Origin of the sequence: Sphingobacterium sp. SGR-19, from assembly GCF_011043555.1 — a bacterium.
Lineage (GTDB): Bacteria > Bacteroidota > Bacteroidia > Sphingobacteriales > Sphingobacteriaceae > Sphingobacterium.
This window is the reverse complement of the sequence record NZ_JAAKGS010000007.1, coordinates 172722-184857: the sequence shown is the minus strand read 5'-3', so window position 1 is coordinate 184857 and position 12136 is coordinate 172722. Positions and strand designations below refer to the sequence as shown.

14 protein-coding genes are annotated in these 12136 nt (G+C 41.2%); 13 read left to right on the top strand and 1 reads right to left on the bottom strand.

Features of this window, described 5'->3' with window-relative positions:
* Nucleotides 1-3: 3 nt before the first annotated feature.
* The 13 genes from rpmF (at nt 4) to G5B43_RS14090 (ending at nt 10670) form a co-directional block, all read left to right on the top strand.
* Nucleotides 4-195 carry a 50S ribosomal protein L32 gene (gene rpmF, locus G5B43_RS14150; RefSeq protein WP_071790457.1) on the top strand — a complete coding sequence of 64 codons (192 nt, stop codon included), beginning with the start codon at nt 4-6 and terminating at the stop codon, nt 193-195.
* Between the two features lie 105 nt (nt 196-300).
* The gene (gene plsX / locus G5B43_RS14145) at nt 301-1239 is read left to right on the top strand and encodes a phosphate acyltransferase PlsX (RefSeq protein ID WP_165295448.1); all 939 of its coding nucleotides are present in this window, start codon (nt 301-303) and stop codon (nt 1237-1239) included.
* Nucleotides 1240-1245: 6 nt separating this feature from the next.
* Nucleotides 1246-2244: a beta-ketoacyl-ACP synthase III gene (locus tag G5B43_RS14140; RefSeq protein ID WP_165295447.1), complete on the top strand. Its 999-nt coding sequence runs from the start codon at nt 1246-1248 to the stop codon at nt 2242-2244.
* Nucleotides 2245-2384: 140 nt separating this feature from the next.
* Nucleotides 2385-2882 carry an acetyl-CoA carboxylase biotin carboxyl carrier protein gene (gene accB / locus G5B43_RS14135; protein ID WP_165295524.1) on the top strand — a complete coding sequence of 166 codons (498 nt, stop codon included), beginning with the start codon at nt 2385-2387 and terminating at the stop codon, nt 2880-2882.
* Nucleotides 2883-2903: 21 nt separating this feature from the next.
* Complete coding sequence (accC, locus tag G5B43_RS14130) at nt 2904-4265, top strand: acetyl-CoA carboxylase biotin carboxylase subunit (RefSeq protein ID WP_165295446.1); 1362 nt, start codon at nt 2904-2906, stop codon at nt 4263-4265.
* Nucleotides 4266-4345: 80 nt separating this feature from the next.
* Complete coding sequence (gene tatC / locus G5B43_RS14125; RefSeq protein WP_165295445.1) at nt 4346-5218, top strand: twin-arginine translocase subunit TatC; 873 nt, start codon at nt 4346-4348, stop codon at nt 5216-5218.
* Nucleotides 5219-5228: 10 nt separating this feature from the next.
* A complete protein-coding gene (gene rpiB / locus G5B43_RS14120; RefSeq protein ID WP_165295444.1) occupies nt 5229-5666 on the top strand; it encodes a ribose 5-phosphate isomerase B in 438 nt (145 codons plus the stop codon).
* A gap of 80 nt (nt 5667-5746) precedes the next feature.
* Nucleotides 5747-7315: a M28 family peptidase gene (locus G5B43_RS14115; protein ID WP_240904872.1), complete on the top strand. Its 1569-nt coding sequence runs from the start codon at nt 5747-5749 to the stop codon at nt 7313-7315.
* An 18-nt stretch (nt 7316-7333) separates the two neighbouring features.
* Nucleotides 7334-8323 (top strand): aldo/keto reductase, encoded by a 990-nt coding sequence (locus G5B43_RS14110; RefSeq protein WP_165295443.1) that lies wholly within the window; start codon nt 7334-7336, stop codon nt 8321-8323.
* A gap of 135 nt (nt 8324-8458) precedes the next feature.
* A complete protein-coding gene (locus G5B43_RS14105; protein WP_165295442.1) occupies nt 8459-8677 on the top strand; it encodes a hypothetical protein in 219 nt (72 codons plus the stop codon).
* A 53-nt stretch (nt 8678-8730) separates the two neighbouring features.
* Entirely contained in the window at nt 8731-9648 is a 918-nt protein-coding gene (locus G5B43_RS14100) for a DnaJ C-terminal domain-containing protein (RefSeq protein ID WP_165295441.1), read from the top strand.
* A gap of 3 nt (nt 9649-9651) precedes the next feature.
* A complete protein-coding gene (locus tag G5B43_RS14095) occupies nt 9652-9933 on the top strand; it encodes a chaperone modulator CbpM (RefSeq protein ID WP_165295440.1) in 282 nt (93 codons plus the stop codon).
* Nucleotides 9934-9986: 53 nt separating this feature from the next.
* On the top strand, nt 9987-10670 hold the full coding sequence (locus G5B43_RS14090) for a phosphoribosylaminoimidazolesuccinocarboxamide synthase (RefSeq protein ID WP_165295439.1): 684 nt from the start codon (nt 9987-9989) through the stop codon (nt 10668-10670).
* Between the two features lie 99 nt (nt 10671-10769).
* On the opposite strand, the gene G5B43_RS14085 is transcribed toward G5B43_RS14090, so the two are convergent.
* Nucleotides 10770-12125 carry a TonB family protein gene (locus G5B43_RS14085; RefSeq protein WP_165295438.1) on the bottom strand — a complete coding sequence of 452 codons (1356 nt, stop codon included), beginning with the start codon at nt 12123-12125 and terminating at the stop codon, nt 10770-10772.
* Nucleotides 12126-12136: the final 11 nt, after the last annotated feature.

The window sequence follows — 12136 nt, the reverse complement described above, 5'->3', positions numbered from 1 at the left end:
GAGATGGCACATCCAAAACGTAAGACTTCTAAATCAAGAAGGGACAAAAGAAGAACACATTATAAGGCTGAAAGACCTACGTTAACTGTATGCAAAGAAACAGGTGCAGTACATACACCTCACCGTGCATACACAGTAGATGGTAATCTGTATTACAACGGAAAATTGATTATTGAAAACACCGCTGCTGTCTAACGACGTCATTCAACGAAATGAAACATCCCAAATAGGTGTAAAATTTAATTTTTATACTTTAATTTGGGATGTTTTTGCGTATTATTGATGATAAAATAATAACGAATGAAGATTGGTTTAGACGTTTTAGGCGGGGATTATGCCCCCGACTCCACAATAAATGGGGCTATTGAAGCCCAAAAAGTACTACAGGAGGGACAACGTCTTGTCCTTATCGGCGATCAGCCCGATACCATCGAACGGTTAAAGCAAGCTGGGGCAGATCCCGACAGATTTGATTACATACATGCGCCCGAAAACATAAGCATGCATGAGCATCCTACCAAGGCTATTACCCAAAAGCCTAATTCCAGTATTGCTAAAGGATTTGAATTGTTAAAGAACGGCGAACTCAACTCTTTTGCGTCTGCCGGTAATACAGGAGCTATGCTTGTCGGAGCCGTATTTAGTGTAAAGGCAATTCCCGGTGTTCTTCGTCCAGCGATCGCAACGAATGTTCCCAAAATTAAAAGCGGTTACGGCATTTTGTTGGATGTAGGTGCAAACGCAGACTGTAAGCCTGAGATGCTATCGCAATTTGCAACGTTGGGAAGCTTATATATGGAATATATTTATGGCTTAGAAAATCCGAAAGTCGGCTTACTAAATATCGGCGAAGAAGAAGAAAAAGGAAACAATTTAACAATATCAACCTATCCCCTACTCAAAGAAAACAAAAAGATAAATTTTATTGGTAATACCGAAGGTCGAGATCTTTTCACGGACGCTGCTGACGTATATGTATGCGACGGGTTTACGGGTAATGTGGTCTTGAAACTTGCCGAATCTTTTTATGTCGTCACGTTAAAAAAGGGGCTTAAGGACGATTTTTTTGATAGATTCAATTACGAGCGTTATGGTGGCAGTCCTATTTTGGGTGTAAATGCACCAGTTATCATAGGGCATGGCATCTCGACTCCGGAAGCTATCAAAAACATGGTTTTACTATCAAGAGACATGATTGAGTCAAAAATCATCGATAAAATCAGGTCTGCTTTCAATTAATTATATATGTCAAAAATACATGCTGCAATTACTGCTGTAAACGGGTATGTTCCTGACTATGTCCTAACTAACCAAGAGTTGGAAACAATGGTTGACACCAACGATGAGTGGATTGTGACACGGACAGGAATCAAAGAGAGGAGAATTCTTAAAGGAGAAGGTAAGGCCACATCGGACTTAGCCGTTCCTGCCGTTAAAGGGTTATTGGAAAAACGAGGCATTTCTGCCGACGAAATTGAATTGATTATTTTTTGTACCAGTACGCCGGATATGCTGTTTCCTGCGACGGCCAACATTTTGGCGGATAAGATTGGTGCAAAGAAAGCTTGGGGATACGACCTGCAAGCAGCTTGTTCCGGTTTTTTATTCGGTTTAACGACGGCAGTGCAATTTATAGAATCGGGCAAACACAAAAAAGTTCTCGTTGTTGGTGCAGACAAGATGTCGTCCGTGGTTAATTACGAAGACCGTAATACCTGCATCTTATTCGGTGACGGCTGTGGATGCGTGTTACTAGAACCAAACGAAGAAGGCAATGGGATTATTGATGCCGTTTTGAAAACAGATGGTTCTGGAGGCCCTTACTTGAACATAAAAGGGGGCGGGTCGCTAAATCCGGCCACTCATCAAACTGTAGAAGCTGGTCTTCATTATGCCTATCAAGAAGGACGTACAGTATTTAAATTCGCCGTTACCAACATGGCCGAAGTAGCTGTCGAGGTGATGGAAAGAAATAACCTGACATCAGAAGATGTGGATTGGCTTGTGCCGCATCAAGCGAATAAACGGATAATTGATGCTACTGCGGAACGTGCTGGTCTTTCTGATGATAAGGTTATGGTCAATATCCATAAATACGGGAATACAACCAGTGGTACCATTCCACTTTGTTTATGGGAATGGGAGAACCAATTAAAAAAAGGAGACAACTTAATATTAGCAGCTTTTGGTGGCGGTTTCACTTGGGGAGCTGTTTATCTCAAATGGGCTTATACGAAAGCATAAAAATATTATTTAACTTTACCCCGTTATACGAAATTGACACACTAAATATCCACGATTTCAACATGTAAACACGCCCGGAACTGGATATTCTATGTGATCATTAAAAGACACATTATTTACACATGAAACCTACTAGAAATATGAGTATGGATATTAAACAGATTCAAGACTTGATTAAATTTGTCGCTAAATCAGGTGTGAACGAAGTCGCGATCGAAGAGAAAGACTTTAAAATTACCATAAAAACGAATCAGGAGCCTACCTATGTTACGGCGACTGTTCCGAATCCAGTGGCGCCGCTCCCGCAGCAGGTTACACCTGCAGCGCCCGTGGCTACTCCGGCCAATACTACGCCGGTAGCTCCAGCGTCCGGCACACCAGTAGCTGAGTCGTCAAACCTCATCACCATTAAATCGCCCATGATCGGGACTTTTTACCGTGCCGCTGGTCCGGATAAGCCATTATTCGTCAATGTAGGCGATGAAATTGCTCCGGGCAAAGTGCTGTGTATTGTAGAAGCTATGAAGCTTTTCAACGAAATTGAATCGGAAGTATCAGGCAAGATCGTGAAAATCTTGGTAAATGATGCAGAACCTGTAGAGTTTGATCAACCGTTATTCTTAGTTGATCCAGCATAGTTTAGATGTGAGATATAAAAGATGTTCAAAAAAATACTAATAGCAAATAGAGGGGAAATCGCGCTTCGCATCATTCGTACCTGTCGTGAAATGGGTATTAAAAGTGTCGCCGTCTATTCTACGGCAGATCGCGATAGCCTACATGTACGCTTCGCTGACGAGGCTGTTTGTATCGGTCCCCCAGCAAGCAAAGATTCTTATTTAAGCATTCCTAATATCATTTCGGCAGCCGAATTGACGAATGCGGACGCCATTCACCCCGGATACGGTTTTTTATCGGAAAATGCTAAATTCTCCGCCATCTGTGCCGAATATGGTATCAAATTCATTGGTGCTACGGCGGAACAGATAGAGAAAATGGGCGATAAAGCATCGGCAAAAGAAACTATGAAACAGGCGGGTGTACCGACTGTACCGGGTTCTGATGGTTTAGTTCCTGACGTAAAAACAGGTATAAAACTTGCCAACGAAATCGGCTATCCGGTTATCTTGAAAGCTACCGCCGGCGGTGGTGGACGTGGGATGCGTATTGTATGGAATGACGGAGAGTTTGAACCTGCATGGGATTCAGCCCGTCAGGAAGCTGGAGCAGCATTTGGCAACAATGGTATCTATCTAGAAAAGTTCGTAGAAGATCCCCGCCATATCGAGATACAAGTTATCGGAGATCAATATGGAAAAGTGTGTCACTTATCGGAACGTGATTGTTCTATACAGCGACGCCACCAAAAGTTAGTTGAGGAAGCACCTTCCCCATTTATTACACCGGAACTTCGCGAAAAAATGGGGGAAGCGGCGATTAAAGGCGCGCAAGCCGTAAATTATGAAGGTGCGGGTACGATCGAGTTTTTGGTCGATAAACACCGTAATTTCTATTTTATGGAAATGAACACCCGGATCCAAGTCGAGCATCCTGTTACAGAAGAGGTTATCAATTTCGATCTCATCAAAGAACAGATTAAGGTAGCCGCAGGAATTCCGATTTCTGGAAAAAGCTATGAGCCGACCATGCATGCCATTGAATGCCGTATTAACGCGGAAGATCCGTTCAATAACTTTCGTCCATCGCCCGGTAGAATTACAAATTTTCATTCACCGGGTGGTCATGGTGTTCGAGTAGATACACACGTATACGCAGGCTATACGATCCCTCCAAACTACGATTCCATGATTGCAAAATTGATCTGCATCGCACAAACACGTGAAGAAGCGATCAACACCATGGAAAGAGCACTGAGCGAATTTGTGATAGAGGGCATAAAAACAACCATTCCTTTACACATACGTTTAATGCGGGATCCAAACTTTAGAGCAGGTAATTTTACGACGAAATTCATGGAAACATTCGACCTTACGGAATATCCAGACGAAGAGGTTGAATAAAATTTCCTTTACATACGTTTAAAATACCATTCTTCTAAATAAGAATGGTATTTTTGTTTGTTTTAGAAACAACATTTAGCATGTCAAAATCAAAAGAGTTAATCAACGCTATAAAACAGAAAGGAAAGAATCTCGAAGGAGAAATGTCGTTCTTTGAGCACTTGGAAGTGCTTAGATGGCATATTATTCGTTCCGTTATCGCGATCGTGGTATTTGCTGTTCTTTCGTTCACATTTTATGACTTCGTATTTAACAAGATTATCATGGGTCCTAAAAGTCTCGACTTTTGGACGTATCGGATGATGTGCAAAGTGGGTGATTTGCTCAGTTTGGATGGGTTTTGCGTAGAACGCATCCCCTTTAATATCATTAACACCGAAATGGCGGGGCAATTTATGCTTCAGATCAACTCTTGTTTATTGATGGCAGTCGCATTGGGATTCCCTTATTTACTATTCGAAATCTGGCTTTTCATAAAGCCTGCACTAACGGACGTAGAAAAAAATTCTGCACGTGGATTTGTTTTTTATGCCACCGTGCTATTCGTCATCGGCGCGTTATTTGGCTATTATATTGTCGTTCCGCTCTCGGTGAATTTCTTGACTAACGTGTCTCTAAGTGCAGAAATTACTAACCAAATTACGATTGATTCTTATTTATCACTTATTGCTACTTTGACACTAGGATGTGGTGTAATTTTCCTTTTGCCTATCGTCATTTTTATATTGTCCAGACTGGGCCTTATGACACCTGCTTTTATGCGAGCAAGCAGAAGGTATGCCGTTGTTATTATATTAATCATCGCTGCCATCATCACGCCAACGGCAGATATAATTACGTTATTGACCGTTAGCGCCCCTATGTTTATGCTTTACGAGCTGAGCATCATGGTTTCCGCCAATGTGCACAAGAGAAAACTAGAAAAAGAGAAAGAATTTTATAATCAAAAATAAAATAACGATCATGTCGAAAAAAATTGCAATAGGAAGTGACCACGCTGGTTTTGAATATAAAACGGCTGTACTAGCGTTTCTTAAAGATGAGGGTTACATTGTCGAAGATTTTGGTGCTGCAACTGCGGATTCTGTAGATTATCCTGATTTTGCGCACCCGGTAGCTACTAGTATCGAAAACGGACAAAACGAATTGGGTATATTGATCTGTGGCAGCGCCAATGGCGTGGCGATCACGGCCAATAAACACCAAGGTATTCGAGCGGCCATAGCTTGGCAAAACGAAATATCAGCTTTAGCACGACAACATAACGATGCGAATGTCATATGTATTCCTGCTCGCTTTATCGACCTCGAGCTGGCAAAAAAAATTGTTAAAACATTTCTGACCACTGATTTTGAAGGAGGCAGACACGGTACGCGTGTAAATAAAATTGCGTGTACATAATTGGATATATAATATGTTATGAGATAGGAGATCTTAAGTTGATATTTTTAGATAGATCTTGATCTTTTAAAAGTGTGATTATGATGAAGAATTGGATTACTGCACTTGTACTCGTGCCTGTGTTTCACAGTTGTGTGATAGCACAACATCAAGATCCGGTACAGCTGAAATATGCGGATCTTATGACAGAGGAAACCGCAAAAGAGCATTTGACGCTACTAGCGTCACCAGAATTTGAAGGACGAGGTACGGGTCAAAAAGGTGGTAAAAAAACAGCGCATTATCTTGCGGAGCAATTTAAATCCTACGGTTTGAAAGCACCGGTAAATGGCGCCTATTTTCAACCGGTAAACTTAGTAAAGGTTTCCTATCAAGTGCAACGCTTTGTTGTGAATGGAACTACTTATGAAAACGGCACGGATTTCTTCATACAAGGCGATAATAAACAAACCACTTATGAAGCCGATGATATCGTGTTTGTTGGATATGGCATCCAAGACAAAAAACATAATGACTTAACCGGTATCGATATCCAAGACAAAGTGGTTTTAGTCATCAACGAGGGAGAACCAAAAGATGCGAACGGCAATTCTATTGTTACAGGTAGCAAGAAAATGTCGGAATGGGCCAGTAGTCGGTTTAAACGCGTGCAGGAACTTCTTAAAAGAAATCCAAAAATGATTTTGGCGACGGGGGATTATGTTGACGAAAATATGGCTCGATTCGGAAAACGTTTAGTTGGCGGCCGATTCTCTTTGGATGATGGAAATAATGCCATATCGGGCACTGCCCAAGCGCCCGTGGTTAATATTTCCTCAAGGCTGGCGAATGAGCTGTTAGCAACACATCAGACAAGCCTTGAACAACAAAAAAATAACCCATCTACTTTCAGCATTCCTACAAAAGTTGATGCCGAAATGGGAATCACGAAAGAGAAATTCGCAGATCCCAATGTGCTTGGTCTATTGGAAGGTTCAGACCTAAAAGATGAGATCATTGTCGTTGTAGGGCACTATGACCATGATGGCATATTACCTGACGGCACATTTTTCCCCGGAGCGGATGATAATGGTTCGGGTACAGTAGGCGTTATGGAGCTTGCCCGTGCCTTTGCTAAAGCAAAAGAAGACGGCAAAGGTCCTCGCAGAAGTTTGTTATTTATCGGCCTTGCTGCCGAAGAAAAGGGATTACTGGGCTCAAAATTTTATGTTGAAAATCCAATCTTCCCGCTTGAAAACACCGTTGCCTGTATCAACATGGATATGATTGGGCGTATAGACGACAAACACTTGAACGGAAACCACAATTATATCCACGCCATCGGACTGGATAAATTGAGCTCTGAATTAAAGGAGATCACAGAATCTGCAAACCGTACATATACGCAAATGGAATTGGATTATATGTATGATGACCCCAAAGACCCGATGCGTTTATATTATCGCTCAGATCATTACAACTTTGCCGAAAAAGGTATCCCGTCTGCATTCTTTTTCTCAGGGTTACACCCACACTACCACACACCGGAAGATACGGTTGACAAAATCGACTTCCCGATGATGGTGAAACGGGCGAAATTGGTCTTCCATGTTGCATGGGAAATTGCCAATCGTGACAAACGGTTGCCGGTTGATTCAAATAAAGAGTAAAAGAGAAATCAGACAGACATGGAATATAGAAAATTAGGTAATAGTGAATTGAAAGTATCCGCCATTACCTTCGGTGCTTGGGCCGCCGGAGGATGGATGTGGGGCTCAACTGATCGAAAAGAGGCCGTAGAGGCTATTCAGGCTTCCTATGATCTCGGCGTAACTTCTATTGACACGGCTCCGATATATGGTCAGGGGACGAGCGAGGAAATCGTCGGTGAAGCCATACGGGGTATTTCGCGGGATAAGGTACAACTCTTGACCAAATTTGGTATGCGTTGGGATTTAGATTCCGCAAAAGGTGATTTCGCTATGCATACAAAAGACAATAACGGAAAAGCATTGGACGTTTACCGATATGCCGGAAAGGAGAGTGTAATATATGAATGTGAGCAAAGCCTGAAACGTTTGGGAACAGACTATATCGATCTGTATCAAATCCACTGGCCGGATTCGACTACGCCTATTTCGGAAACTTTCGAAGCTGTCTCTCGGTTAATAGAACAGGGAAAGGTTCGTTATGCTGGTGTATGCAATTATTCCGGTACACAAATGGCAGAAGCACAGCAAATAGTAAATCTCGTTTCCAATCAAGTTCCCTTTAGTATGGTTAACCGCGGTATTGAAGTGGAGACAGTCCCATATTGTATAGAACACAACAAATCCATTTTAGCGTATAGCCCGCTTCAACGCGGACTATTGACAGGTAAAATCCATCCGGATTATACCTTCCAAGAAGGCGATCACCGGGCTTCTTTACCATATTTCCGACCGGATTTCATCAAGAAAACAAATTTGCTCTTAGATAAGATAAAACCTATTGCCGATAGCAAAAATGCTTTTTTAAGTCAGTTAATATTACGATGGACAATTGAACGGGCAGGTATCACCATAGCATTAGCAGGCGCTCGGAATGCGCAACAGGCGATTCAAAATGCGAAGAGTATAGACATTCAGTTGGCAGCAGAAGAAATTGAAACGATAAATCAATTAGTGGACAGTTTTTAAATAGTCTTTTCTTTATTATTTCTTGTAATTTCAATTCTGGGCAGAAGTTGGTATAACCGCAAAGAATCCGATAGTATCACGCATCTTAATTTATATGCAACAAATCGCTCCAACGTCCATCTTGAAAAATTAACAATGAAGAATGCAACAGTTAACTTGGAAAATGCCGTATTAAACTATAATGCCAATGTGGAAGCAGACTCTTTATTGGTAACTTTAAAAGAAAGAAGTACAGTAGCTTCTCAAAATCGAGATGTGATCAATCAAATCAATAATCTCGTCATTTCTGGCGACAAACAATACTTCAAAAAAGAATTCGCAGGGAAAGGCGTAGATGTCATCGTCCAACCATAGCATTAAACAAAAAGAACGCTATCTTGTTATGGTAATTACAACATAATAAATGTATGGCTTTTGTAGATTATTATAAAGTATTGGGGATGGAGCGAAATGCCTCCCAAGATGATATTAAGAAAGCGTATAGAAAGCTCGCCCGAAAATATCACCCCGATCTGAATCCTAATGATGAGGATGCTAAAAAGAGATTTCAAGAAATCAACGAGGCAAATGAGGTCTTAACCGATCCGGAAAAGCGGAAAAAATATGATCAATACGGCGAGCATTGGAAGCACGGAGAAGCTTATCAACAGGCACGCCAACAGCAACGTAGTCGCGGTGCTAGCGGAGGAGGCACAGGAAATCCATTTGAAGGTTTTGATTTTGACTATTCGGGAAATTATGATACCGGTGAGTTTTCAGATTTTTTTGAGCAAATGTTTGGTAGCCGACGCGGCGGTGGCAGACAAACCAAGTTTAGGGGAAATGACTATCATTCCGTGCTGGAACTGACGTTACAACAAGCCTATACCACACATCAACAAACTTTTTCCGTAAATGGCCGGAATATTCGCATTACGATTCCAGCGGGCGTAGAAAACGGTCAAAAAATCAAACTGGGTGGACAAGGCGGCGAAGGGGTTAACGGTGGGCCGAACGGCGACCTATACATCGAATTCAACATCTTACCAGACGCTTATTTTCAACGTAAAGGAAATGACCTCTATAAGGTACAGGAGATCGATCTATACACCGCGCTCTTAGGCGGAGAGACCGTCGTTGATACATTTGCGGGAAAAATCAAAGTCAAGATTAAACCGGAAACGCAAAATGAAACTAAAATTCGTCTAAAAGGAAAAGGTTTTCCTGTATACAAGAAAGATGGACAGTTTGGGGATTTATATGTAACGTTGCATGTGAAACTCCCTACGAACCTTAGCGATAAAGAAAAAGAACTGTTTCAACAATTGGTTAATCTAAAGAAATAAGCTATGGAAAGGACTTTAATAAGGATAATAGACATCTGCCAATCCCACAAAATAGAACTACAATTTATTCGAAATCTTTCCCGTAATGGTTTAATTGAAGTGGTGATGCAAGACGAGGAAGAGTTCGTTAAAGAGGAAGAACTGAAAGCCTTGGAGCAATTTGCTACTTGGCATTATGATCTGGAAATAAACTTACAAGGTATCGAGGTTGCACAGCACCTTTTACACAAAATAGAACAGCTGCAAGAAGAAATTAGATTGTTACGCTTTGAAATGCGACCATAAGCCCCGATCAATTGATGGATTTTTTGTATTTTGCGCATCATAAAATCAACACCATGCAACTTATATATCAAGGTAAAACAAAAGATGTCTATCAACTGGACAACAATCGTATCCTACTAAAATTTAAAGATGATGTAACGGGTGAAAACGGAGTTTTCGATCCAGGAGCCAATACCGTAGGATTAACTATCGACGGTGCGGGGAAATCGGGCTTGAAAATGACAAAATATTTCTTTGAACTGTTGAACAGCCTACAAATTCCGACACATTACGTCTCCGCTGATATAGATGACGTATCTATGGTGGTAAAAAATGCGCAGGTGTTAGGCAAAGGGCTTGAAGTAATTTGCCGTTATAAAGCAGTCGGAAGTTTCTATCGGCGGTATGCCGCATATTGCCAAGAAGGACAAGATCTCGATCGATTTGTAGAAGTAACGATTAAAGATGATGAGCGAGGCGATCCGGTTATCTCCCAAGATGCTTTAGCTATGTTAGGAATACTTCGTAAAGAGCAATATGATGAACTTGCCGACCTAACTAGAAAGATCTGCGATATCGTGAAAGCAGAACTTGCAAAAAAAGGATTGGAGTTGTATGATATCAAATTGGAATTTGGTCACGATGTCTCCAATAACCAGCTTATTTTGATTGATGAAATTTCCGGAGGTAATATGCGTGTTTATAAAAATGGCACCTATATCGTTCCTCTAGAACTGGAAAAAGCATTTTTAAGTTAAGACATTAAGGTAGGATATCAGAAATCCTACCTTAATTTTTCGCCCTTATCAACCCTCAATATCTTCCCCCACATTTCTTGACGATGTAAGTCCAATATACTATTGTTGAAGATTCATGTTTATAGGTAAAGTATAACCGACACGCACTTTTCGACCATTTTGTATTCCTGGCCGCCAAGCCTCAGCTTTCTTAAGAATCTTGATTGCCTCCTCGCCCGTCCCATAACCAAGATCCTCTACAATTTTAAAATCACTTAGCTGGCCATCGGCTTCCACAATAAAAGAAATGACAACCCGCCCTTTTACACCTGCATCAATTGCGACTTGAGGATAATTATAATTTTCGCCTACCCATTCACGAAAGGCTTTTAGGCCTCCCTTTGGTTCTGGATTAACTTCGACAGCCGTAAATACTCTATCAGTATTCTCCTGCTCCTGGGGAGCTATTATGACCTCCGTAACTGCATTTTGATTTTCTTCTTGACGGGGCTCCCCTTTTGGTGTTACTTTTCGTATCGGTATTGCTTCTTCTTCCCGTTTGGGCATTGTTTCTTCCTTAGCTTCCTCTGCCTTACGCTTCGTTGTGTCCTGCTGTGCGATGTTTTCCGCATCAACAGCTGTTATAGACACTACAACATCTCTTATAGATCCGTTGAATGCAAGTGCCATTCCGGATATCAATAACAAGGCAGGCAGGATCATCACGTAACTAATTAGGTTTATTTTCTTCGATTTATTTTTGAATAACATCATAATACGTCGTTTTAAAAATGATTGATTGGAAAACTCATGTATTAATACACTCGGAGAAACATGCATTGCATTCGAGACTAACAACTCTGCATATTGCACCTTATCTCCTGAGCATGCCTTATCAGCAATACATTCATGCTGAAATTTAAGCTCTTTTAAATAAAAATAAAAGATGGGGTTGAACCAATTGAACACCCGTACAGCTTCTATAAATAGGATATCATAACTATGACGCTGTTTTATATGAATCTCCTCATGCACAGCAATTACATCGCTATGTTGCGCTTGTTCGGGAATGAACACTCGATTGAAAAAAGAAAAACTCCGTCCTTCAAGAGCGTTACCTCCAAAAGCTCTAAACACACGATACAGCCGAATACCTAACCAAAGTAACATCAGTCCTGCACCTGCGATATAAACAAATCGAACCCAATCCATAGTAGACCAAGAATTGTTATGTGCCAGGGTATCCGTTACCCCCACAGCCTCCATTTCTGCAAAATCGATCATTGCCAATGGTCGATATACTTCCCTGTGGTGGCTCAAGTCTACAAATTGTAACAGCGGTATCACGAATGAAACAGCTATTGCACTCAGTAAATAGATCCTGTTCCACTGAAAAAATGTAAGGTGTTTTAACACGAGTACATATATTCCAAAGAACAGTATCAAGGATAGGTTTGCTAAAATCAGATAAGTCATAGCTTACATTT